Annotated in this window: 23 protein-coding genes and 2 tRNA genes; 15 read left to right on the top strand and 10 right to left on the bottom strand. The window is 72.7% G+C overall.

The annotated features are described in order from the left end of the window. The first annotated feature begins 119 nt into the window (after positions 1 to 119). From ACQPWW_RS29610 to ACQPWW_RS29590, 5 genes are all read left to right on the top strand, one after another. Complete coding sequence (locus ACQPWW_RS29610) at positions 120 to 629, top strand: SigE family RNA polymerase sigma factor (protein ID WP_433127054.1); 510 nt, start codon at positions 120 to 122, stop codon at positions 627 to 629. Continuing rightward, on the top strand, positions 619 to 1,539 hold the full coding sequence (locus ACQPWW_RS29605) for a hypothetical protein (protein ID WP_433127053.1): 921 nt from the start codon (positions 619 to 621) through the stop codon (positions 1,537 to 1,539). Before ACQPWW_RS29610 ends, ACQPWW_RS29605 begins: the two co-directional genes overlap by 11 nt. Positions 1,540 to 1,619: 80 nt before the next feature. Next, positions 1,620 to 1,693: transfer RNA gene (locus ACQPWW_RS29600), tRNA-Met, on the top strand. 272 nt (positions 1,694 to 1,965) lie between these two features. Continuing rightward, a tRNA-Met gene (locus ACQPWW_RS29595) sits at positions 1,966 to 2,039 on the top strand. 174 nt (positions 2,040 to 2,213) lie between these two features. After that, positions 2,214 to 2,465 carry a hypothetical protein gene (locus ACQPWW_RS29590; protein WP_433127052.1) on the top strand — a complete coding sequence of 84 codons (252 nt, stop codon included), beginning with the start codon at positions 2,214 to 2,216 and terminating at the stop codon, positions 2,463 to 2,465. 61 nt (positions 2,466 to 2,526) lie between these two features. On the opposite strand, the gene ACQPWW_RS29585 is transcribed toward ACQPWW_RS29590, so the two are convergent. Beyond that, the gene (locus ACQPWW_RS29585) at positions 2,527 to 3,858 is read right to left on the bottom strand and encodes an ABC transporter substrate-binding protein (RefSeq protein WP_433127050.1); all 1,332 of its coding nucleotides are present in this window, start codon (positions 3,856 to 3,858) and stop codon (positions 2,527 to 2,529) included. A gap of 138 nt (positions 3,859 to 3,996) precedes the next feature. Between ACQPWW_RS29585 and ACQPWW_RS29580 the strand changes: the two genes are divergently transcribed. Further along, complete coding sequence (locus ACQPWW_RS29580) at positions 3,997 to 4,830, top strand: phosphoribosylaminoimidazolesuccinocarboxamide synthase (protein ID WP_433127048.1); 834 nt, start codon at positions 3,997 to 3,999, stop codon at positions 4,828 to 4,830. A 15-nt stretch (positions 4,831 to 4,845) separates the two neighbouring features. Here the strand turns inward: ACQPWW_RS29580 and glpK are convergent, their stop codons facing one another. Then, positions 4,846 to 6,330, bottom strand: a complete 1,485-nt coding sequence (gene glpK, locus ACQPWW_RS29575) for a glycerol kinase GlpK (protein ID WP_433127047.1) — start codon at positions 6,328 to 6,330, stop codon at positions 4,846 to 4,848. Positions 6,331 to 6,432: 102 nt separating this feature from the next. On the opposite strand from glpK, the gene ACQPWW_RS29570 reads away from it, so the two are divergent. Beyond that, on the top strand, positions 6,433 to 7,371 hold the full coding sequence (locus ACQPWW_RS29570; RefSeq protein WP_433127044.1) for a ribose-phosphate diphosphokinase: 939 nt from the start codon (positions 6,433 to 6,435) through the stop codon (positions 7,369 to 7,371). Between the two features lie 23 nt (positions 7,372 to 7,394). On the opposite strand, the gene ACQPWW_RS29565 is transcribed toward ACQPWW_RS29570, so the two are convergent. Next, the gene (locus ACQPWW_RS29565; RefSeq protein ID WP_433127042.1) at positions 7,395 to 7,850 is read right to left on the bottom strand and encodes an ATP-binding protein; all 456 of its coding nucleotides are present in this window, start codon (positions 7,848 to 7,850) and stop codon (positions 7,395 to 7,397) included. 119 nt (positions 7,851 to 7,969) lie between these two features. On the opposite strand from ACQPWW_RS29565, the gene macS reads away from it, so the two are divergent. Next, positions 7,970 to 9,109 (top strand): MacS family sensor histidine kinase, encoded by a 1,140-nt coding sequence (gene macS, locus ACQPWW_RS29560; protein WP_433127039.1) that lies wholly within the window; start codon positions 7,970 to 7,972, stop codon positions 9,107 to 9,109. A gap of 14 nt (positions 9,110 to 9,123) precedes the next feature. Next, positions 9,124 to 9,777, top strand: a complete 654-nt coding sequence (locus ACQPWW_RS29555) for a response regulator (RefSeq protein WP_433134658.1) — start codon at positions 9,124 to 9,126, stop codon at positions 9,775 to 9,777. 6 nt (positions 9,778 to 9,783) lie between these two features. Here ACQPWW_RS29555 and ACQPWW_RS29550 read toward each other — a convergent pair whose 3' ends face one another. From ACQPWW_RS29550 to ACQPWW_RS29540, 3 genes are all read right to left on the bottom strand, one after another. Continuing rightward, positions 9,784 to 10,356 (bottom strand): DUF5709 domain-containing protein, encoded by a 573-nt coding sequence (locus tag ACQPWW_RS29550; protein WP_112583682.1) that lies wholly within the window; start codon positions 10,354 to 10,356, stop codon positions 9,784 to 9,786. 90 nt (positions 10,357 to 10,446) lie between these two features. Further along, positions 10,447 to 11,208: an ATP-binding protein gene (locus tag ACQPWW_RS29545; protein ID WP_433127037.1), complete on the bottom strand. Its 762-nt coding sequence runs from the start codon at positions 11,206 to 11,208 to the stop codon at positions 10,447 to 10,449. Positions 11,209 to 11,267: 59 nt separating this feature from the next. Continuing rightward, entirely contained in the window at positions 11,268 to 12,266 is a 999-nt protein-coding gene (locus tag ACQPWW_RS29540; protein WP_433127035.1) for an SDR family oxidoreductase, read from the bottom strand. 224 nt (positions 12,267 to 12,490) lie between these two features. Here ACQPWW_RS29540 and ACQPWW_RS29535 point away from each other — a divergent pair, with 224 nt between their 5' ends. Next, positions 12,491 to 13,690 (top strand): glycosyltransferase, encoded by a 1,200-nt coding sequence (locus ACQPWW_RS29535; RefSeq protein ID WP_433127034.1) that lies wholly within the window; start codon positions 12,491 to 12,493, stop codon positions 13,688 to 13,690. A 76-nt stretch (positions 13,691 to 13,766) separates the two neighbouring features. On the opposite strand, the gene ACQPWW_RS29530 is transcribed toward ACQPWW_RS29535, so the two are convergent. From ACQPWW_RS29530 to aroA, 4 genes are all read right to left on the bottom strand, one after another. Further along, positions 13,767 to 14,621 (bottom strand): hypothetical protein, encoded by an 855-nt coding sequence (locus ACQPWW_RS29530; RefSeq protein ID WP_433134656.1) that lies wholly within the window; start codon positions 14,619 to 14,621, stop codon positions 13,767 to 13,769. Between the two features lie 59 nt (positions 14,622 to 14,680). Beyond that, positions 14,681 to 15,499, bottom strand: coding sequence for a histidinol-phosphatase (hisN, locus tag ACQPWW_RS29525; protein ID WP_433127032.1), 819 nt, complete (start codon positions 15,497 to 15,499; stop codon positions 14,681 to 14,683). A gap of 28 nt (positions 15,500 to 15,527) precedes the next feature. Further along, positions 15,528 to 16,538, bottom strand: coding sequence for a ribosome small subunit-dependent GTPase A (gene rsgA / locus ACQPWW_RS29520; protein ID WP_433127031.1), 1,011 nt, complete (start codon positions 16,536 to 16,538; stop codon positions 15,528 to 15,530). A 121-nt stretch (positions 16,539 to 16,659) separates the two neighbouring features. Further along, positions 16,660 to 17,961, bottom strand: coding sequence for a 3-phosphoshikimate 1-carboxyvinyltransferase (aroA, locus tag ACQPWW_RS29515; RefSeq protein WP_433127029.1), 1,302 nt, complete (start codon positions 17,959 to 17,961; stop codon positions 16,660 to 16,662). A gap of 102 nt (positions 17,962 to 18,063) precedes the next feature. Here aroA and ACQPWW_RS29510 point away from each other — a divergent pair, with 102 nt between their 5' ends. The 5 genes from ACQPWW_RS29510 (at position 18,064) to rsrA (ending at position 21,388) form a co-directional block, all read left to right on the top strand. Continuing rightward, positions 18,064 to 18,774, top strand: a complete 711-nt coding sequence (locus ACQPWW_RS29510; protein WP_433127027.1) for an SOS response-associated peptidase — start codon at positions 18,064 to 18,066, stop codon at positions 18,772 to 18,774. Positions 18,775 to 18,973: 199 nt separating this feature from the next. Beyond that, entirely contained in the window at positions 18,974 to 19,366 is a 393-nt protein-coding gene (locus ACQPWW_RS29505) for a WhiB family transcriptional regulator (protein ID WP_433127026.1), read from the top strand. 51 nt (positions 19,367 to 19,417) lie between these two features. After that, positions 19,418 to 20,035: an alpha/beta hydrolase family protein gene (locus ACQPWW_RS29500; RefSeq protein WP_433127023.1), complete on the top strand. Its 618-nt coding sequence runs from the start codon at positions 19,418 to 19,420 to the stop codon at positions 20,033 to 20,035. 239 nt (positions 20,036 to 20,274) lie between these two features. After that, the gene (locus tag ACQPWW_RS29495; RefSeq protein WP_433127022.1) at positions 20,275 to 21,099 is read left to right on the top strand and encodes a sigma-70 family RNA polymerase sigma factor; all 825 of its coding nucleotides are present in this window, start codon (positions 20,275 to 20,277) and stop codon (positions 21,097 to 21,099) included. A gap of 1 nt (position 21,100) precedes the next feature. Next, on the top strand, positions 21,101 to 21,388 hold the full coding sequence (rsrA, locus tag ACQPWW_RS29490; protein WP_030336658.1) for a mycothiol system anti-sigma-R factor: 288 nt from the start codon (positions 21,101 to 21,103) through the stop codon (positions 21,386 to 21,388). Positions 21,389 to 21,450: the final 62 nt, after the last annotated feature.

Here is a 21,450-nt window from a genome sequence, read left to right as displayed (position 1 = left end):
CTCCGCTGTCGTCCGGCCGGCTGCCCGTCCGTCGCTTTCCGAAAGGTCGGACCGGACCGCAACCGGTGACTCCGGCCGGCCGTCCTCAAGTCGACGGGGTGGAACGAGGGGGAACAGTCGTGCGGGACGCGCAGAGCTTCGATGACTTCTACCGCAGCACCGCGCGGCGGATGGCGAGGTACGGCTACGCGGTCGCCGGCGACCACGGCGAGGCGCAGGACCTGGTGCAGGAGGCGTACACCCGGGCCTGGCGGCACTGGGGGCGGCTGGCGGCGCATCCTGCGCCGGAGGCGTGGCTGCGGCTGGTGGTGTCCCGGTTGGCGACCGACCGCTGGCGGCGGCTGCGCAGCCTGCGCGGGGCGTTGCGGCTGGCGGGGCCTCCACCGGAGGTCGGACCGCCCACCGAGGACAGTGTGCTGCTGCTTCAGGCGCTGCGCCAGGTGCCGGCGAACCATCGGCAGGCGTTGGCTCTGCACTACCTGTTCGACATGTCGGTGGAAGAGATCGCCCGTGAGGTTGGCGCGCCCGTTGGCACTGTGAAGTCCTGGCTCTCCCGGGGCCGGTCCCGGCTCGCCGCGTTGCTGCCCGATCTCGCCAGCGTGGAACTGGAGGCCAACGATGTCGCGTGAACTCTCCGATTGGTATCAGCGCCTCGCCGCCGACGCCGACGCTCGCGACCTGGGCGTTCCCGGCGTGCTGCGGCAGCGGGCGGACCGGAGGGCCCGGTTGCGTGCGGTAGGGGGCACCCTCGCCGTGGCGTTGCTGGCGGGAGGCGTGGTGTTGGGTACCCAGGTGGTGGCCATGCCGCCGCCGACGCCGGTTCCTCCGCCGGCCGACCGGCCGACGACCCCGGCGCCGAGTGCCACTGCCGGCTCACCGTCTGCCCCGCCGACCACGCCCAGTCGAAACCCGGGTACGTCCTCCGCGTCTCCGCAGGTCACCAGCGCGTCACCGCAGACTCCGGTCAGCATCCCGGATCGGGCGTTCTTCACTCTTCCCCCGGTGAACCGGACCGACACCGCGCCGAAATTCGTGGATCGGGACGTGCTGCCGGGGCTGTGCGGCGCCGACTTCCCGAGCGACGCGGCGATCGTGCAGCGTCGGACCCGGTCCCTGGTCTTCAAGCTGCCAGAGGAGAACATCGACGGGAACGCCCCGGATGGCACCTACACCCACACCATCACCATCTACCGGGCCGGGCGTGCCGACGATGCGATGAACGAGCTGCGCCGGGCGGTGCGCGAGTGCCCGGAGCAGGAGCGGCCGGCCGGCGACGCGTCGGTGCTGAGCAGGCAGCGGCTGCTCGGCAGCACCGGGTACGGCGACGAGTCGGTGCTGTTCGAGACGCGGGAGCCGAATGTGGACATCAACGGTGACCCGACCGGCGGGGAGAACGTCCGGTTGGTGCGGGCGATCCGGATCGGCGACGTGGTGACCGTGCTCTGGGAGATCGGCTGGGAGACCGGGTCCAGCCCGCGGACGCAGGTCGACGCGGACAGCCGCCGCGCGGTCACCGCGATCCGGGCCTGGCTCGACTGAGCTGTGCCGGACCGCGATCCGGCGGATTCGGATGTCGTTTTGCGGGGCCCGGGGGTGGTGCGCTACGGTTAGCGAGCCGACGCGGGGTGGAGCAGCTCGGTAGCTCGCTGGGCTCATAACCCAGAGGTCGCAGGTTCAAATCCTGTCCCCGCTACAACTGAAACACCAGATCACGAACCCGTCCCCGGTCTTCCGGGGGCGGGTTCCTGGTTTCGGTTCCGGGGCGCGGTCGGTCACGCGACAGATCCACCAGGCGTGGCCCTGGGCGCTGCTCCCCGCCGACCTGTCGCGGGAGCGGGCAGGTTCTCCGGGGTGGGCGACGGGACCACGCCACGCTCGGTGCGGGGCCCTGGAGTGGGCCCGTCCGCAACGGTTGGCACCCCGGCTGATCATCGCCGGCGGGATGGGTTAGAGTTAAGCAGTCGACGCGGGGTGGAGCAGCTCGGTAGCTCGCTGGGCTCATAACCCAGAGGTCGCAGGTTCAAATCCTGTCCCCGCTACAAACGGCAGTGCAACAGGTCCGGCCCCCACCCGTGGGGGCCGGACCTGTTTCGTTGCCCCCCGGTGCGGATCACGGGATCTCGCTGCTGACGAGGGGCTCCCGAACGGTTTCGGTGCAGTGGTTCGGCGTGGACCGACGTGCCGGGGTTGCGTCCTTCAGCGAGGATGGGCACATGTCTTCATTCGGTAAGTGGTGGGGCCGGCTCAGCGCGGTCCTCGGTGCGGCCGTACTGGCGGTCTTCGTGCCCGTCGCGGCCTGGGCGTCCACGGGCACCGGCGAGGTGGTGGTGGAGGCCGCGCGGCGGCGGCGCGGTGGCGGCGGCTTCGGCGTCCTCGGCCTGCTCTGCTGCCTGGTGGTGGTGGCCGTCATCGTGTTCCTGGTGCTGCGTCTGACCCGCAACCGTCGCGGCGGCCCGCCGCGCTGACCCGGCGGCCCGTCCCGATCGGTTGGTCGACGGCGGCGGGCCGGGGCCGGTCGCCGGTGGGTCACGCCGCCAGTGCGGCGTTGGCCTGGGAGAGGAAACGCGAGGTGGCCGCCCGGGTGCCGGCCCGCTTGACGCGAATGCTCTCCGCGGCGGCGACCAGCAGGGTACGCACCCTGGCGTGCCCTTTCGGCGGTGGTGCCGGCGCCGGCCCGAGCTGGTCGGCGATGGCGGCGCCGAACGCGGCGGCGCGCCGCTCGGCCGGGTCGGTGATGCTGCCCTCGGTGTAGCGGCGGACGGCGAGGCTGGCGTTCAGGCCACGTTCGTGGCCGAGGACGGTGCCGGCCTCGCCGTTCGTGGTCAAAAAGTTGATCACGTCGGCGACGGTGTCCGGGTGGCGGGTGCCGCGGAACGCGGCCCAGGACATCGACGCGCGCGCCCACTGCGCACCGGGCGGCCCCGGTAGGCCGACCACGCCCAACTCGGCCTGGGTGAGCCGTTGCAACTCCGGTAGCTGGTGCGACCAGGCGAAGGACGCGGCGGTCAATCCGGTGACCACCGGTTGCCGGGCCATATCCCTGCCGTCGGCCTGCTCGACCAGAGCGGCGCCCGGGGTGGCCCGCCCGCTGCGGGCGCGCTGCCACAGCTCGAACCACGCGATCAGCTCGTCCGCGCCGAAGCCGAGCTGGTTGCCCCGGTAGAACTCGCCGCCCTGCGACCGCAGCCACAGCCAGAGCGCCCGCTGGTCACTGGACGCGTCCATGGTGCCGGCCACCTGACCGTCGCTGGCGTCGGTGACCTGTTGCGCCCAGGAGATGTAGTCGGCCCAGCTCATGCCGCCCCGTGGCTCCGGCACTCGCAACTCCCGCAGCAGATCGCGGTTGAAGACCACGGCGGCGTGGGTCTGCCCGGCGGCCACCGCCATCGTCCGGCCCTCCACGGTGCCGTAGCGGATCAGGCCCTCCGGCAGGCCCCGCAGATCGAGGCGCTGGTCGCTGACCCGGTCGGTGAGGTCGAGAATGATCTGGCGTTGCGCGTACTCGGTAAGCACCGAGTCGTCGATCTGGATCAGATCCGGGACGTTCCCACCGGCCGCCTGGGTGGCCAGCCGCTCGTAGTAGCCATCGGCGCCCTGCCAGGTGACCCGGAAGGTGACCCGGGGGTTGCGATCCGAGTAGAGCCGCAGCACCTTCTCGGTCAGCTCGGCACGCCTGGTGCCACCCCACCAGAAGACCGACAGCTCGACCGGCCCGTCCTGGGTCGACGTGGCGACGCCGTCGCTGCATCCGGCCAGCGCGCCGGACGTGAGCAGGGGAGCGCCGAGCAGCGCGGTGAGCAGTCGACGCCGGCCCGGGTCGGCGCCGAGGCGGTCGATCGGGGATGGAACAACGGGCACGGGGGTCTCCTGGACCTGCGGGGGCGCGGTGGGACCATTCACGCAGGGAGCGCACGAAGGTGTCAACGTCCGTCCGGTCATCCCCCGGCGCGGGTGGTCGAATCGGGCCCTCCGATGTCGCGTGGTGTACTAGGGCGCGTGGAACTTCTGCACTCGGGCAAGGTTCGGGACGTCTACGCCGACGGCGACGACCTGATCCTGGTCGCCTCGGACCGCATCTCGATCTACGACGTGGCGCTGCCGACGCCGATCCCGGACAAGGGCCGCCTGCTCACCGCACTGTCGCTGTGGTGGTTCGAGCAGCTCGCCGACCTGGTGCCGAACCACGTCATCTCGGCCACCGACGTGCCCGCCGAGTTCGCCGGGCGGGCGATCCGCTGCCAGCGGCTGGACATGCTCCCGGTCGAGTGCGTCGCTCGCGGCTACCTCACCGGCGGCGGCCTGCGGGAGTACGAACAGACCGGCGCCGTATCCGGTGTGCCACTGCCCCGCGGGCTGGGCGAGGCGTCGATCCTGCCCGAGCCGATCTTCACGCCGTCGAGCAAGGCACCGATGGGCGAACACGACGAGCCCATCACGTACGACGACGTGGTGGCCAAGGTGGGCCAGGACACCGCGGAGCGGCTGCGGCAGATCACCATCGACGTCTACCGGCGCGGCGCGGAGCTGGCCGCCGACCGGGGCATCCTGATCGCCGACACCAAGATCGAGTTGGGTTGGGCGCCGGACGGCACCCTGGTCCTCGCCGACGAGCTGCTCACCTCCGACTCGTCGCGGTTCTGGCCGGCCGAGTCGTACCAGCCGGGCCGTGTGCAGTTCTCCTACGACAAGCAGTACGTGCGGGACTGGGCCACCGGCGGCGGCTGGAACAAGCAGGCCCCGGCCCCGGACGTGCCCGACGAGGTGGTCGAGGCGACCCGCGCCCGCTACGTCGAGGTGTACGAGAAGCTGACCGGCAACCGCTGGGAGTGACCGCCGGGCGGGCGGTCACTCCACCCAGTCGAGAGTGCGCCGCACCGCCTTGCGCCACTGGCCCAGCTCCTTCTCACGCAGCTCCGGGGCCATCGCCGGCTCCCACTGCGCGTCCGAGCGCCACTGCGCCCGCAGGGTGGCCAGATCCGGCCAGAAGCCGACCGCCAGACCGGCCGCGTACGCGGCGCCCAGGCAGGTGGTCTCGGTGATCCGGGACCGGATCACCGGCACGTCGAGAACGTCCGCGAGGAACTGCATGAGCAGCCCGTTCGCTGTCATCCCACCGTCCACCCGGAGTCGGCGCAGCGCCACGTCGGAGTCGGCGTCCATCGCGTCGACCACCTCGCGGGTCTGCCACGCCGACGCCTCCAGCGCCGCCCGCGCCAGGTGCCCCTTGGTGATGTAGCCGGTCAGGCCGGCGATGACGCCCCGCGCGTCGCTGCGCCAGTGCGGGGCGAACAGCCCGGAGAACGCCGGCACCACGTAACAGCCCCCGTTGTCGTCCACGGTGCGGGCCAACTCCTCCACCTCGCCGGCCGTGGAGATCAGCCCGAGGTTGTCCCGCAGCCACTGCACAAGCGAGCCGGTGACCGCGATCGCCCCCTCCAGGGCGTACGCCGGGGGTTGGTCCTTGATCCGGTAGGCGACGGTGGTGAGCAGACCGTGCGTCGACGGGACCGGGCTGGCGCCGGTGTTGAGCAGCAGGAAGCTGCCGGTGCCGTAGGTGCACTTCGCCTCGCCCGGCTGGAAGCAGGTCTGCCCGAACAGGGCCGCCTGCTGGTCGCCGAGCGCGCTGGCCACCGGCACCCCGGCGAGCACGCCGGTGGCGGTGCCGTACACCTCGGCGGAGCAGCGGATCTCCGGCAGCATCGCCGCCGGCACGCCCATCGCGTCCAGCAGCTCCGGTGCCCAGTCGAGGGTGGTGAGGTCCATCAGCATGGTCCGGCTGGCGTTCGTCACGTCGGTGACGTGCGCGCCGGTCAGCTTCCAGATCAGCCAGCTGTCCATGGTGCCGAAGAGCACCTCGCCGCGCTCCGCGCGCTCGCGCAGGCCGTCGACCTCGTCGAGCAGCCAGCGCAGCTTCGGACCGGCGAAGTAGGTGGCCAGCGGCAGGCCGGTGCGGGCCCGGAACCGTTCCTCGCCGTACGCCGAAGCCAGCTCGCGCAGCAGCGGCCCGGTCCGGGTGTCCTGCCAGACGATGGCGTTGGCCACCGGGCGGCCGGTGGCCCGGTCCCAGACGACTGTGGTCTCCCGCTGGTTGGTGATGCCGACGGCGGCCAGCCCGCTCGCGTCGGTGCCGGCGGCCCGCAGTGCCTCGGCGACGACCTGCTGGACGTTGTCCCAGATCTCCTCGGCGTCGTGTTCGACCCAGCCGGGTCGGGGGAAGATCTGCCGGTGTTCACGCTGGGCGACGGCGACGATGTCCCCGGCCCGGTCGAAGACGATGCACCGCGAGGAGGTGGTGCCCTGGTCGATGGCGGCGACGTACTGGGGGGTCACCGCAGCACCGTACCCAAAGCGGCAGCGAGGTGCGACAGGCGTCACATCCGGTTACCGCCCGCCGCCGTCCACCGGCCGTCGCGTCGCCTACGATGTGCGAACGTGCGCGACATCGCCGTTTTCAGTGGAACCGCCCATCCCGACCTGGCTGCCGAGATCTGCGCCCACCTGGGGGTGCCGCTGCATCCTGTGCGGGTGTCCCGGTTCGCGAACGACTGTCTGGAAGTGCAGTTGCAGGCCAACTGCCGGGAGCGGGACGTGTTCCTGATCCAGCCGCTGGTGCCGCCCGTGCAGGAGCACCTGGTGGAGCTGCTGCTGATGATCGACGCGGCCCGGGGCGCGTCGGCCGGCCGGATCACCGTGGTGCTGCCGCACTACGCGTACGCCCGTTCGGACAAGAAGGACGCGCCGCGGATCTCGATCGGGGCCCGGCTCGTCGCCGATCTGCTCACGTCGGCCGGGGCGGACCGGGTGCTCGCGATGACCCTGCACTCGCCGCAGGTGCACGGCTTCTTCAGCGTTCCCGTGGATCACCTGCACGCGCTGCGTGAGCTGGCCACCCACTTCCGGCGCTACGACCTGAGTGACACCGTGGTGGTCTCACCCGACCTGGGTAACGCCAAGGAGGCGGCGGCCTTCGCCCGGCTGCTCGGCACGCCGGTCGCGGCCGGGGCGAAGCAGCGGTTCAGCGACGACCTGGTCAAGATCAGCGCGGTGATCGGCGAGGTGACCGACCGGGACGTCATCGTGCTGGACGACGAGATCGCCAAGGGCAGCACGGTGATCGAGTTGATGGAGCATCTGCGCGGCCTGAAGGTCCGCTCGATCCGGCTCGCCTGCACGCACGGGCTCTTCTCCGGTGACGCGCTGCGGCGGCTCAGCGACCAGGACGGCGTCCTGGAGATCGTCTGCACGAACACGGTGCCCATCCCGGACGAGAAGCGGGTGCCCGCGCTCCAGGTCCTGTCGGTGGCCCCGGCCCTGGCCGAAGCCATGCGCCGCATCCACAACGGGGAATCCGTCTCGGCGCTGTTCGCCTGAGCCGGCCGGCCCGGACGCGGGAATCAGCGCGGGGTGTGGTCGTGCTGGGCGAGGCCGGTGGTGACGCGCACCGTGGTGCCGGCGGTGCTGGTGACGACCTCCATGCCGTCGGTCAGCTCGCGGGCCAGCCAGAGGCCCCAGCCGCCGGCGGTGTCCGGGGCCGGTCGACTGCGGTCGCCCAGCCGCTGCGGACTGATGCCGTGCCCGTGGTCGGCGACCTCGCAGACCAGCAGGTCCGACTCGTGCCAGAGCCGCAGCCATCCGCGTCCACCGCCGTGCCGCACCGCGTTGGTGATCAACTCGTTGATCGCGAGCACGAAATCGTCAAGCCGTTGACCGGCGAGCCCGGAGGCGTGCGCGCAGGAGGTGACCGAGTGTCGAATCTCGGTCACCTGGGCCTGGTCGAAGGCTTCGGCGATCAGGAGGGCAGGTTCGATGGGCACAACCGTACGCGGTGCGTGCGGATCTGCATTCGTCATGGGCCCGTCCCGGCGGCGGATCTCGGAGTATTTCGCGGCTTTTCCACCGTACGTCAGGGTTCTCCGAACCGCACTCGCTGCTCGCCGCGCTACCTACCGCATGTGGCATCGTGACGGCCATGTCGTCACCGCCAGGTGGATTCGAGGTGCCGCTGTGGCGTGCGCTCGCGGTGTTCAGACTGGCGTCCCTGGCGTACGTCTGCGTGCTGGCGGTGCGCGATGCCGACCGCTACGCCCACCCGTACGCCGTCGGCGCCCTGGTCCTGATCATGATGATCTGGACCGGCGCGACCGCGATCGGGTACGCCCGGCCGGCCTGGCGGCGCTGGCCGCTGCTGCTTGCCGATCTCGGGGTGGCGATGGCCGTCGTGCTCGCCACCCCGTGGGTGGTCGGTCGGGCGGCGCTCGCCACCGGCGTACCCACCATGGGGGTCGCCTGGATGGCCGGCCCGGTGCTGGCCTGGGCCGTCTCCGGCGGCCGGCGGCGGGGCACTGTCGCCGCCCTGCTGGTTGCCGGCGCGGACCTGGCCACCCGGGAGCGGATCGGCCAGTCCTCGTTCACCGGGGTGATCCTGATGCTGCTCGCCGGGCTGGTGGTCGGGCACATGGCCCGTCTCGCGGCGGCCGCCGAGGAACGACTGCAACGCGCTGTGGAGTTGGAGGCCGCCACCCGGGAACGGGAACGGCTGGCCCGGGGCATCCACGACTCGGTGCTCCAGGTGCTGGCGCTTGTGCAGCGGCGTGGCGCTGACCTGCCCGGCGAAGCCGGCGAGCTGGCCCGGCTGGCCGGCGAGCAGGAAGCCGCGTTGCGGGCGCTGATCGCCGGCGCCGGTCCGGCCACTGCCGTGACCCTGGACGGACCCGACGCCGCCGCGGTGGACCTGCGGGCCCTCCTCGGCCGGTACGCCTCACCGGCGGTGGCGCTCTCCGCGCCGGCGACCCCGGTGCCGCTGCCCCGCCGGGTGGCCGGAGAGTTGGCCGCCGCGACCGGCGCGGCCCTGGACAACGTGGGGCGGCACGCCGGCGGACGCGCCTGGGTGCTGATCGAGGACGAGGGGGAGACGGTGACGGTGTCGATCCGCGACGAGGGGCCGGGCATCCCGGACGGCCGGCTGGCCGAGGCCGCCGCCCAGGGGCGGCTCGGCGTGACCCAGTCGATCCGGGGTCGGGTGGTCGAGTTGGGCGGGACCGTGCGGATCGCCTCCGCCCCCGACGCTGGCACCGAGATCGAGCTGACAGTGCCGAGGACGCGGCGGTGAGCCCGACCCGCGTGATGGTGGTCGACGACCATCCGATGTGGCGCGAGGGCGTGGCCCGCGACCTGACCGAGGCCGGATTCCAGGTGGTGGCGACAAGCGGCGAGGGGCGACAGGCCATCCGGGTGGCCGCCGCCGCCCGGCCCGACGTCGTCGTCCTCGACCTGCAACTGCCGGACATCTCCGGTGTCGAGGTGATCCTCGGGCTGCGCGCGGCACTGCCCGACGTACGGGTGCTGATGCTCAGCGCCAGTGGCGAACAGCAGAGCGTTCTGGACGCGGTCAAGGCGGGGGCCACCGGTTACCTGGTGAAGTCGACAGCGCCCGCGGAGTTCCTCGACGCGGTCCGCCGGACCGCGGCCGGCAACGCGGTCTTCACCCCCGGCCTCGCCGGGCTCGTCCTCGGCGAGTACCGCCGGCTGGCCGCCGGGCCGGGGCAGGGCCCCGACCCGACCGGCACCGCCGAACCCGCGACGCCCCGGCTCACCGACCGGGAGACCGAGGTGCTGCGACTGGTGGCGAAGGGGATGTCGTACAAGCAGATCGCGCAGCGGCTCGGACTGTCGCACCGCACTGTGCAGAACCACGTGCAGAACACCCTGGGCAAGCTGCAACTGCACAACCGCGTCGAGCTGACCCGGTACGCCATCGAGCGCGGCCTGGACGACTGACCCGGGTCAGACCGAGCGCGGCGGCTCCGTCTCGTGGATGGCCAACTCCTCGGCGGTCGCCCCGCCGCCGGCGGAACCGGCGTCGTACGCCACCGAGTCGGTCTCCTGGTCGGTGTGCGACCCCTCGTCCGGCTCGACCAGCCGACCCACTGTGGCGTCGGCCACCGTGCCGAGCTGACCGTGGTCGTAGAGGGAGACCGGCGAGTTCGGATCCGAGGTGGGCCCCGGGTCCATCACGTCGGCGTCCAGCTGCGCCTCCGCGGCGGCTTCCAGGTTGTCCGCCTCAAAGGCGATCTTCGGGTCGATCGTTCCGGCAAGCGGGTCGTCTGCCGGGCGCTCGTAGACCTCGCGGTCGAGCTTGTAGTCAAGCGACTCACCGTCGAGCTGCTCCTCGGCGGTCGTCCCGAACCGGTCCACCGCCACCGGCGTACGGTCGCCGGGGAGTTGGGCCGGGTCCGGGCCGTCCGCCTCGCGCCCGGTGAGCACGTCGTCGTTGGCGGTCGAGTCGTCATCGGCGGTGTCGGGCAGACCTTGCGCCTCGGTGTCGGACACGGGGGTCGGGTACTCGTTGTCGCGCATGTCTGATCACTACCCGCTGCCCTCCCGCCATAACCGGAGCACCGCAGGCTGTGCCGTGGCCGAAAGCGGCACCGGAGGCGAAACGCCGCGTCAGCTGAGGTGCGCGACCTCGTCCTCCGCGTGCAGGACGCACCACACGACCTTGCCGTCCGGTAGGGCGCTGCTGCCCCAGCGCCGCGCCACAGTGTCGATGAGCAGCAGACCCCGGCCGCCGACCCGGTTCGGCGGGGACAGCCCGGCGAACGTCGGCCGACGCGCGGAGTAGTCGCGCACCGCCAGGTGCAGGGTGTCGCCCCGGGGAGCCAGCCGTACCGTCATCGGGGTCCGCGCGTGCGCCACCACGTTGTTCACCATCTCGGTGATCGCGATGCTGGCCGGGTCGAGCAGCATCGCCATGCCCCAGCGTTGGCAGCCGGTGGCGACCAGATCACGGGCCTGCCGGGCGGCTCCCACCGCCGGGGCCAGCTCGACGGTGAGCACCGCCGCCAGCGGCGCCACCGCGACCGCGGCCAACGCGCCGTCCACCGTCGGCCAGGCCGGCACACCGGCCACCATGACCGGCCGGATCGATGCCCCGGCGTCCACCGGCTCGGGCCGGTCGACCGCCGGGTCACACAGCAGCAGTTCCACGGCGGGCCAGTCGGCCACCTCGCGGCGAACCTCGGCGAAGACGGCCCGCCCCGCCGGGTCCACGACCCGCAGCCCTGTCACGTCGGCCACCACCGGGCCCGGTCGGTGCCAGAGACAGGCGAGCAGCGCGCCGCGTACCGCCTCGGCGGAGGCGGCGTCGAGCGTACCGGTCAGCCGGACCACCGCCGACGAATCGTCGATCTCCACCAGACAGCTCGACATGATCGTCCCATTGTGCGCGTCGGTGACGGTTTGCGCATTCGGGCGCTCGACGCCCGTCATCAGGGCGCCAACCGGGATCGGCGGTTGATCGCCGCCATGGTGCCGACCGCGGTGCCGGCGGCGGCGAGACCGAACGCGGCGGTCATCCGCACCAACTGACGCCGTCGACCGTGCCAGCCGCCGTCCCGGTGGGCCTGGCCGTCGGCGTGGAAGACGTTGCCACTGCTGTCCACCCGCGCGCCCGGACCGAACTGCGCGCGGTGGGCGTACCAGCCGAGGGTGCGCTCCACGAGCGCGGGCGCCAACCGCCACTGCATACCGATCAGGCGGGCCGCCCCGCCGGCGTACGCCTCGCGGCGGGGCCGGCGCAGGACCCGGACGATGGTCTCGGCGACCACCTCCGGCGGGTAGATCGGGGGCGGTGGCAGCAGCTCCCGCCCGCTGTGGTTGGCCGCGTGCCGGAAGAACGGGGTGTCGATGGTGGCCGGCAGCACCGTGCAGACGGAGATCTGGCCGCGACCGGTGACCCGTAGCTCCTGTCGGACCGTGTCGGCCAGCCCACGGATGCCGTGCTTCGTGGCGTTGTACGCCGACTGGTAGGGCATGGCCACCTCGGCCAGCACCGAGGCGTTGTTGACGAGCACGCCGCCACCGGCCGCGCCGAGGTACGGAAGAGCGGCCTTGATGCCGTGCACCGCGCCGAGCAGGTTGACCTCCAGCACCCGGCGGAACTCGGCGACCGGAATCTCGTCGAACAGACCCACAGCGCTCACCCCGGCGTTGTTCACCCAGGCGTCGATCCGGCCGAACTCGGCCGCCGCCCGATCGGCAAGCCGTTGCACCGACTCCAGATCGGTCACGTCGGTCGGCACGACAAGCGCCCGGCCGCCCAACTCCCGGCAGCGCAACGCGACCTGACGGAGGGCCGCCTCGCTGCGGGCGCCCAGCACGACGGCGGCGCCCCGGCGGGCCAACGCGTACGCGGTAGCTGTGCCGATCCCGCTGGACGCGCCAGTGATCACCACGGTCGAGTCGTCGAGGCTGCGGGTCAGGGGCATTCCTGAGCGGTACCCCCGGCCAGGCCTGGTCATGCCAGGTACGGATTGTCGATCTTCGCGAAAACGGCGTGCGGTGTGGTCAATGTGATTGCCGTGGCGCAAGCGTCGGTGGCACTCGCGGGCACTCTTCCCGATCTGCCAGGTTTCGACTCCCGCTCCCGAGGTTAATGGGACGCTCTGAACGGGAGGACCACTGCCGAGGAAAGATCGCAGGGAGGTGACCCATGCGCGTCGGCCTCGTCTGCGCGCACGCCAGCTCATACCGCCACGCCGACGGCCCACCGGTCGGCACCCGGCAGCACATCGCACGGGTCGCCGCCGAGTTGGCGGAGCGAGGCCACGACGTACGGCTGTACGAGCGCCGGGACGACCCCGGCCTGCCGGCGACGGTCGACGTCGACGGCTACCAGGTGCTCCAGGTGCCGGCCGGCCCGCCCACCCCGCTACCCACCGCGAAACTCATCCCGTACGTGACGGAGTTCGGCCGCTGGCTGGCCGAATCGTGGTCCGGCGCCTGGCGGCCCGAGGTGGTGCACGGGCACTACTGGGTCGGTGGCCTGGCCGCCGCGCACGCCGTTCGGGAGACCGACATCCCGGTGGTGCAGACGTTCCACTCGCTCGGCGTCGAGCAGGCACGCCACCTGGGCGGCCACTACGACGGGCCGGGGGAGCGGATCACGCTGGAACGCGCGCTGACCCGGGCCGTCGACATCGCCGTCGCCCAGTCGAACGACGAGGTCGACGAGCTGACCCGGATGGGCCTGCAACGCAGCTCGGTCGCGTTGGTGCCGGCCGGGGTGGACATCGAGCAGTTCCAGCCGGACGGCGAGGCGGCGCCGCGTGAACAGCGGGCCCGCATCCTCTCGGTCGGCTCGCTGGCCCCGGGGCACGGCCAGGAGGATCTGATCCGGGCGATGCGACTTGTCGGCGACGCCGAGCTGGTGATCGCCGGTGGGCCGCCGGCCGACCAACTGGCCAGCCATGCCGAGGCGCGGCGACTGCGCGAGCTGGCCGAGCAGGTCGGCGTCGTCGACCAGGTACGGCTCGTCGGAGCGGTGCCGCACGACCAGATGGCCACCTGGTACCGCTCGGCGGACGTGGTCGCCTGCACGCCGCACTACTCGTCGGCCGGGCGGGTCTCACTGGAGGCGATGGCCTGCGGGGTGCCGGTGATCGGCTACGCGATGGGCGGCCTGGCGGACGCCGTCGTCGACGAGGTCACCGGCCGCCTGGTGCCCCCCGGCGACGTGCGGGCGCTCGGAGTCTCGCTGCGCCGGCTGCTCGCCGACAACGCCGGCCGGTTCGCCTACGGGCACGCCGCGGTGGACCGGGTGCGCAGCAGCTACACCTGGGAGCGCACCGCCGGCGCGCTGGAGCGCCTCTACGAGCGGGTGGTGAGCCGCCGCAAACCCGTCGAGGCCTGACCCTGCGACGGGTGCGGAACGGCGGAGAGGCCGTCGCCGGGCCGGGCGGTGCCGGGCGGCGGCCCGGTTCGTTTCGTCAGCCGGGCCGGCCGACGGCGACCATGGCCCGATCGCGTCGGCGCGCCACCGATCGTTGCTGCTGCGGCTCGGCGTACCGGGTCAGCCCGATCACCGCGGCCAGGGTGACCAGGAAACCGGCAGCGGCCAGCCACTCCCGGCCCGGCCAGATCTTGTCGTTGAGCAGCAGCAGGCCGACGATCGCGGCCGGCACCGCGCCGGCGGCGTCCATCGCGGCGACCGCGGCGGTCGTCGAACCGCGCTGCATGGCCAGCCCCAGCAGCAGCTGACCGACGATCGAGTGGGCGATCAGCAGATAGAACAGCGGGTGGGAGAAGAACGCCTCGGCGGACGGCGCGGACGCCAGGGGCCGGGCGGCGACCGCCGCCGAGCTGAACGCCAACCCGGCAAGCGAGCCGAGAGCCACCGAGCCGGGTGCCCCGCACAGCCGGACGGCGAAGACACCGAGCGCCGCGATGACGCCGAGCGCCACCAGCAGGGCGATCGAGCCGGCGGCGCCGAGCTGCTTCGACGGGGCCGGCCGGGCGGACAGAACCAGCGCGGTGATCCCGGCGAAGAGCAGGGCCAGCAGGACCACCTCCGCCACCGGCAGCCGCCACTTCAGCACCAGCACCCCGAGGATGGCGGTCACCCCGAGCCCGGCCGCGACGCTCGCCTGCACCAGGAACAGCGGCAGGTCCCGGCGGGCCAGGAAGGCGAGCACGAATCCGCCGATCTGACAGCCCAGGCCGATCAGGTACGTCCGGTGCCCGGCGAGACGCAGCAGCAGGCCCGGATCGAAGGTGTGGTGGACAGTGGTGCGGGCCGCGGCCACCGACTGGAGGAGGTTGGCGAAGCCGTACGCGACGATCATCGCCGCGAGAAAACACCAACCGGAGGAGACCACCTGGCGAGGATAGAGGTTGACGGGGGTCAGCGCTCGGCTGGTCGATCGAGCCGGCTGAGGATGTCGGCGTGCAGCACACCGTTGGTGGCCACCACGCTGCTGTCGGTGCCCGGCGCGCCGGCCGGCGCGGGTCGACCCCGCAGATCCGTGACCGTGCCACCCGCCTCGGTGACGATCGGCACCAGCGCCGCCACGTCCCACAGTGACAACTCCGGTTCGACCATCACATCCAGTGCGCCCTCGGCGAGCAGCATGTAGCCGTAGAAGTCGCCGTACGCCCGACTGCGCCACGTGGCCCGCATCAGGTCCAGCATCGCGTCGAGCCGCCCGGCGCGCTCCCACCCGTCGAGCGACGAGTAGCAGAAGCTGGCATCGGCGATCTCGTGCACGGCGGACACCCCGATCCGCTCGCCGGCGGCGGGGCCGGGACCGGCGTACGCGCCCGCGCCCGCGCTCGCCCACCAGCGCCGGCCCAGCGCCGGTGCGGACACCACGCCGACCGCCGGCCGATCACCGTCGTAGAGCGCGATCAGGGTGGCCCAGACCGGCACGCCCCGGACGAAGTTCTTGGTGCCGTCGATCGGGTCGATGATCCACCGTCGGCCGTGCGGGGCGCTGGCCGGCTGCGCGCCGTACTCCTCGCCGAGCAGCCCGTCGGTCGGCCGCTCCGCGCTCAGCAGGGCGCGGATCTCCCGCTCCACGGCGGTGTCCGCGTCCGAGACCGGGGTCAGGTCGGGCTTCGCCTCCACCCGCAGGTCGAGCGCGCGGAACCGGGCCGTGGCGATGGCGTCGGCCCGGTCGGCGAGCAGGTGGGCGAGGGCGAGGTCGTCGGCGTACCCGGTCATGCCGGCAACCTAGCCGACGCCGGTCGGCTCACTCGTCGGGCCCACGCCGGTCACCCTCCCCGGGCCCGCGCTGGTCGCTCTCGCCGCGCGAGTCACCGTCGCCGGCACGGGAGGCGAGCAATCGGCGGTACGAGGCCAACCGGCGCGGGTCGGCCTTGCCGGCGGCCACCCAGGCGTCCAACCCGCAGGCGGCCTCGTCGGCCGTGTGCTGGCAGTTGGGCGGGCAGTCCACGGTGCCCTCGACCAGGTCCGGGAAGCCGTGCAACAGGCTGTCGGCCGAGACGTGCGCCAGCCCGAAACTGCGGATCCCGGGAGTGTCGATGATCCAGCCGGGATCGGTGTCGACGCCGGGCACCGGTGGCAACCGCAGCGCCACCGCGCTGGTGGAGGTGTGCCGGCCACGGCCGATCGCGCTGACCACGCCGACCGCGCGCAGCGCGTCCGGGACGAGACGGTTGACAAGTGTCGACTTGCCCACCCCGGAGTGCCCGACCAGCACCGACACCCGGCCGCTCAGCAGCGCGCGGAGCGCGCCCAGGTCGGAGTCGGGACGGTTGAGCACGTACGGCAGCTCCAACTCGGTGTAGTAACCGAGCACCTCCTCCGGCCCGGCCAGGTCGGCCTTGGTGAGGCAGAGCAGCGGCTCGACGTCCGCGTCGTACGCGGCCACCAGGCAGCGGTCGATGAACCCGGTGCGCGGCGGCGGGTCGGCCAGCGCACTGACGATCACCAGCTGGTCGGCGTTTGCCACCACCACCCGTTCCAGCCGGCCCTCGGCGGTGGTCTCGTCGTCGTCAGCGGTGCGGCGCAGCACCGAGCGGCGCTCGGCGATCCGGACGATCCGGGCCAGCGCGCCCTCCGCCCCGGACGTGTCCCCGACCAGGCTGACCCGGTCGCCCACCACCACCGACTTGCGGCCCAGCTCGCGAGCCCGCATCGCGGTCACAGTGGGCAGCTCGGCCCCCACCACGCCGCGCTCGGCCCCGGCCAGCACGCACTGGTAGCGCCCCCGGTCGACGGCGATGACGAAGCCGTCCACCGCGTCGTTGTGCTGGGGGCGGGTGCGCGTACGCGGGCGCGACGACTTCCCGGGTCGGACCCGTACGTCGTCCTCGTCGTACTCCCGCCGCTTGGTCGCCAGGACCTGTCCTCTTCTCGCGTCAGCTCTTGCCGGTCACCATCGCTGACCATAGTGCCGGGAACTCGGGCATGGTCTTGGAGGTACACCCCACGTCGTCCAGCTCGATGCCGGGAACGGCGAGCCCGGCCACCGCGGCGGCGTGCGCCATGCGGTGGTCGTGGTAGGTGCGGAAGATCCCGCCGCGCAGCGGGCGGGGCCGGATCTCCAGCCCGTCCGGCGCCTCGGTGATGTCCGCCCCGAGCGCGGTGAACTCGCTGGCGAGCGCGGTCAGCCGGTCGGTCTCGTGGCCCCGGATGTGCCCGACGCCGGTGAACACCGACGGCGAGTCGGCGAGCATGGCCAGCGCGGTCAGCGCCGGGGTCAGCTCGCTGACGTCGGAGAGGTCGGCGGTCAGGCCGTGCACCACGCCGGTGCCCCGCACCGTCAGCCCGGCGGTGGAGAGGCTGACCTCGCCGCCCATCCGCTGGAGCAGCGAGCGGAGTTGCTCGACCGGCTGGGCGCTGCTGTGCGGCCAGCCGGTCAGGGTCACCTCACCGCCGGTGACCAGGGCGGCGGCGAAGAACGGCACAGCGCCGGAGAGGTCCGGTTCGATCTCCCAGCCGCGCCCGGTGAGCGGGCCGGGCTCGACGGTCCACACGTCGGGGGTGCTGTCGTCGACGGCCGCGCCGGCGGCCCGCAGCATCCGCACCGTCATCCGCAGGTGCGGCGCGGAGGGCACCGGAGGGCCGACGTGCCGCACCACGACGCCCCGGTCGAAGCGCGGGGCGGCCAGCAACAACGCGGAGACGAACTGGCTGGACACGGACGCGTCGAGCACCACCTCGCCGCCGGTGACCCGGCCGGAGCCGAACACGGTGAGCGGCAGGCTGCCGGTGCCGGTGACGTCGATCCGGACGCCGAGCGAGCGCAGCGCGCCGACCAGCGGGCCGAGCGGCCGGGTGCGAACGTAGGGGTCGCCGTCGAAGGTGACCGGCCCGTCGGTCAGCCCGGCCACCGGCGGCACGAACCGCATCACGGTGCCGGCCAGGCCCACGTCGACGTGGGCGGGGCCGACAAGCGGGTGCGGCCGGACCAGCCAGCGCTCGTCGTCGCTGATCGACACGTACGCGCCCATCGCCCGCAGGCCGGCGGCCATCAACTCGGTGTCGCGGGCCCGCAGCGGCTCGGCCAGCGTCGACGGACCGGCGGCCAGGGCGCTGAGCACCAGGGCGCGCGCGGTCATCGATTTGGACCCGGGCAGGCGCAGCGTCGCCGCCACCGGGTTGGACGCGGTCGGTGCGCTCCACGGCTGTGGCGGCCGGGTCGCGGTCAGATTCCCCACGGTTACATTCTGCCGTGTTGGCCGGCCGGCGGCGGGAAGCGGTGGTCGTACTCCCGGTTGGCGGGACAGCCGGCGGGGCCGGGACGCGTTAGCGTGTGGTCCATGTGCGGCAGGTACGCGACGACCCGGAGTTCCGGTGAGCTGAGCGCGCTGTTCGAGTCGTCCGACGACACCGACGGCCTGCTCCGACCGGATCACAACGTCGCGCCGACCGACCCGGTGCCGCTGGTGCGGGTGAGCCCCGAGGGGCACCGCAACCTCTCTGTCGGCCGCTGGGGTCTGCTGCCGCACTGGTCCCGGTCTCCCGCCGGGGCGGCCCGCATGATCAACGCGCGGGCGGAGACGGTGGCCACCAGCCGGGCGTACGCCGGGTCGTTCTCCCGTCGCCGCTGCCTGGTCCCGGCCGACGGCTGGTACGAGTGGGTCCGTCGGCCCGACGGCGGGCGGCAGGCCTACTACATGACGCCCAGCGACGGTTCGGTGCTCGCCCTGGCCGGCATCTGGTCGGTGTGGCAGTCCGAGGCCGAGACCCGGCTCACCTTCAGCGTGTTGACCACCGCGGCGCTCGGCGACCTGGCCGAGGTGCACGACCGGATGCCGGTGCTGCTGCCGCCCGAGCGTTGGTCGTCGTGGCTGGCGCCGACCGACGAGCCGGAGCGGCTGCTCGTTCCGGCGTCGACGGAGCGGCTCGCCGGGTTGGAGATCCGGCCGGTCGGGGCGGCGGTGGGCGACGTCCGCAACGACGGGCCGGGATTGACCGCCCGGGTGTCGGTGGAGCCCGCGGCGACGCCGCAGGAGCTGACCCTGTTCTGAGACCGACCGAGCGCATCGTCAAGCGCTGATTTGCCAGGGTTGCGCGCGATTCGTCTCCTGGCCGTTTAGTCATGTTCACGGCAGACCCTTGTCTCGGTGTTGTGAAGTGCGATAGAACACAGCGCCGGTAGTGGCTGTCGATTCGCACGGGGCGGACGACGTCCACCGATCTTGCCGGTCCCACGGGGGAGGTGGGTGGATGACACGGGCGCGTATGCCTCGCCCGCACGAGGTGGCTGCGGCGCGGCGAGATCCGCGACTGCTGCGGGCCGTGCGGGAACGGCGACAGGACGACGCGTGGCGCACCAGAGGCACCTGTCAGAGCGTCGATCCGGAGACATTCTTTCCGGCACCGAACGAACCGGCGGACGCCGCCGTCGCGCTGTGCCGCAGTTGCGACGTACAGGGGTCCTGCCTGGCCTGGGCCCTCGACGTCGGTGACTGCCACGGCGTCTGGGGTGGCACCACACCCCGCGAGCGGCGGGCGATGCTCGTCGCCTGGCGTGGCGAGGTCGATCCGGACCCGGACGCCGTCGACGGCCCCGGCCCGCCGGTGCGGGACCGGTTGCTCACCCTTGTCCCGTTGAGCTGATCGCCGGACCGGCCCGCACCCGCCGCCGGTCCGGCGGCGCAGAATGGGCCCGTGCTGCCCAGCGACGAGATCGACACACCGCGTGGTCCGGCGCGGATCGACACCGACCTGCCGCCCGGTCCGGCCACCGCCCTGTTCGTGCTCGGGCACGGCGCGGGCGGCAGCGTCGATGCCCCCGACCTGCTCGCGGTCCGGGACGCGGCGGTCGCGGCCGGCCTGGTGGTGGTCCGGATGACCCAGCCCTACCGGGTCGCCGGTCGACGTGCGCCGGCACCGGCAGGTCAGCTCGACGAGGCCTGGACGGCGGTGCTCGCCGTGCTGCGTGACCGGCACGCCGACGTGCCAGCGGTGCTTGTCGGTGGCCGTTCCAGCGGCGCTCGGGTGGCCTGCCGCACGGCCGGGGCGGTGGGCGCGGCCGGTGTGGTCGCGTTGGCCTTTCCGCTGCACCCACCCGGCCGGCCGGAGCGCTCGCGGGCCGCCGAACTGGACACCGGCCTGCCGACGCTTGTCGTCAACGGCGACCGGGACCCGTTCGGGACACCGGAGCCGGGGCCGACCGTGCAGGTGGTGACCCGCCCTGGGGAGACCCACGACATGAGGCGGGATCCGGCCGGCACAGCTGCCGTCGTCCGGGACTGGCTGCGCGCCCAGGGTTGGGCATCCGACTGATCCGGTCGACCCCCGGCGCGCCCGGGCGACCGTTTCCGGTGCCGGGCGCGGGTCGTTGCATCCGATGGTGCCGCCGGCCCGATGTGGACCGGCGACACCAGGTCCTCCCAGGCCCTTCCTGGTCCCAGCGCCGGCCGCCGTCGGGGCCGGGACCAGGAACGGGGAGGCCACCCCGGAATGCCCCAGTGGTCATCTCGCGTTACTAACCCCGGACGACTTTTCTGCGAGGGGGGTGACCGGTGCCGACCGAGACACGAAGCCTGGAACGGGACGAACGGGATGCCCGGCAGCTGAAGCGGCTGCTGGATGCTCCGGAGTGGCCCGCGATGGTGGGACCGGGCGGGGCGGGTGCGGTGACCACTGGCACACCGGCCGGAAGTGAATCTGCGGGCAGGTCCGTGCGCGTATCCTCGGCGGGAAAGCATCCGACGCGAGGGGATGTGCGGTTGACCACCGAGAAGACGGACGAGCGCAGGGCCCGATTCGAGCGGGACGCGATGCCATTCGTCGATCAGCTCTACGCTGCTGGGCTGCGGATGACACGCAACCCGGCGGATGCCGAGGACCTGGTCCAGGAGACGTACCTGAAGGCGTACGCGGCCTTCCACCAGTTTGAGCAGGGCACGAACCTGAAGGCCTGGCTCTACCGGATCCTGACCAACACCTACATCAACTCCTACCGCAAGCGGCAGCGCCAGCCGATCCAGGCGCCCACCGAGGAGATCACCGACTGGCAGCTTGCCGAGGCCGAGTCGCACACCTCCAGTGGGTTGCGCTCCGCCGAGACGGAGGCACTGGACCGGCTGCCGGACAGCGACGTCAAGGAGGCCCTCCAGCAGTTGCCGGAGGAGTTCCGTCTCGCCGTCTACCTCACCGATGTCGAGGGCTTCTCCTACAAGGAGGTCGCGGACATCATGGGCACGCCGATCGGCACCGTGATGTCGCGTCTGCACCGGGGCCGCCGTAATCTGCGCAAGTTGCTTGAGCGCTACGCCGGGGAGCGGGGCTTCAGTGCGGCCCGCTCGTCCAAGGGCTCGACCGCTGCCGCCGGCCGGGAGGTGTGACGTGAGCTGTGGGGAGCCGCACGAGACGGATTGCCGCGAAGTCCTCGCGGAGGTCTACCTCTACCTGGATCTGGAGTGCGCCGACGAGCGGCGCTCGCTGATCCGGCACCACCTGGACGAGTGCGGGCCCTGCCTGCGTGAGTACGGGCTCGAGCAGGAGGTGCGGGCGTTGGTGGCGCGGTGCTGCGGCAACGAGACCGCCCCGGACGAGCTGCGCGAGCGACTGCGGGTCAAGCTCACCGAGCTGGTGGTCTTCGAGACAAGTGATTCCCGCGAGCTGGCCGACTGAGCGTCGGCGCGGCACAGTGTCAAGACCGGTGGCCCGGGTCGTTGTCGACCCGGGCCACCGGT

This window comes from Micromonospora sp. CA-240977, assembly GCF_050942285.1.
GTDB lineage: Bacteria > Actinomycetota > Actinomycetes > Mycobacteriales > Micromonosporaceae > Micromonospora.
This window is presented reverse-complemented; position numbering and strand designations above follow the sequence as displayed.

Excerpts from the sequence above, each read along its gene's own strand:
- ACQPWW_RS29605 (WP_433127053.1), top strand. The coding sequence starts at position 619 with ATGTCGCGTGAACTCTCCGATTGGTATCAGCGCCTCGCCGCCGACGCC.
- ACQPWW_RS29590 (WP_433127052.1), top strand. The coding sequence starts at position 2,214 with ATGTCTTCATTCGGTAAGTGGTGGGGCCGGCTCAGCGCGGTCCTCGGT.
- ACQPWW_RS29565 (WP_433127042.1), bottom strand. The coding sequence starts at position 7,850 with ATGACGAATGCAGATCCGCACGCACCGCGTACGGTTGTGCCCATCGAA.
- macS (WP_433127039.1), top strand. The coding sequence starts at position 7,970 with ATGTCGTCACCGCCAGGTGGATTCGAGGTGCCGCTGTGGCGTGCGCTC.
- ACQPWW_RS29555 (WP_433134658.1), top strand. The coding sequence starts at position 9,124 with ATGGTGGTCGACGACCATCCGATGTGGCGCGAGGGCGTGGCCCGCGAC.
- ACQPWW_RS29550 (WP_112583682.1), bottom strand. The coding sequence starts at position 10,356 with ATGCGCGACAACGAGTACCCGACCCCCGTGTCCGACACCGAGGCGCAA.
- ACQPWW_RS29545 (WP_433127037.1), bottom strand. The coding sequence starts at position 11,208 with ATGTCGAGCTGTCTGGTGGAGATCGACGATTCGTCGGCGGTGGTCCGG.
- ACQPWW_RS29540 (WP_433127035.1), bottom strand. The coding sequence starts at position 12,266 with ATGCCCCTGACCCGCAGCCTCGACGACTCGACCGTGGTGATCACTGGC.
- ACQPWW_RS29535 (WP_433127034.1), top strand. The coding sequence starts at position 12,491 with ATGCGCGTCGGCCTCGTCTGCGCGCACGCCAGCTCATACCGCCACGCC.
- ACQPWW_RS29530 (WP_433134656.1), bottom strand. The coding sequence starts at position 14,621 with ATGATCGTCGCGTACGGCTTCGCCAACCTCCTCCAGTCGGTGGCCGCG.
- hisN (WP_433127032.1), bottom strand. The coding sequence starts at position 15,499 with ATGACCGGGTACGCCGACGACCTCGCCCTCGCCCACCTGCTCGCCGAC.
- ACQPWW_RS29510 (WP_433127027.1), top strand. The coding sequence starts at position 18,064 with ATGTGCGGCAGGTACGCGACGACCCGGAGTTCCGGTGAGCTGAGCGCG.
- ACQPWW_RS29505 (WP_433127026.1), top strand. The coding sequence starts at position 18,974 with ATGACACGGGCGCGTATGCCTCGCCCGCACGAGGTGGCTGCGGCGCGG.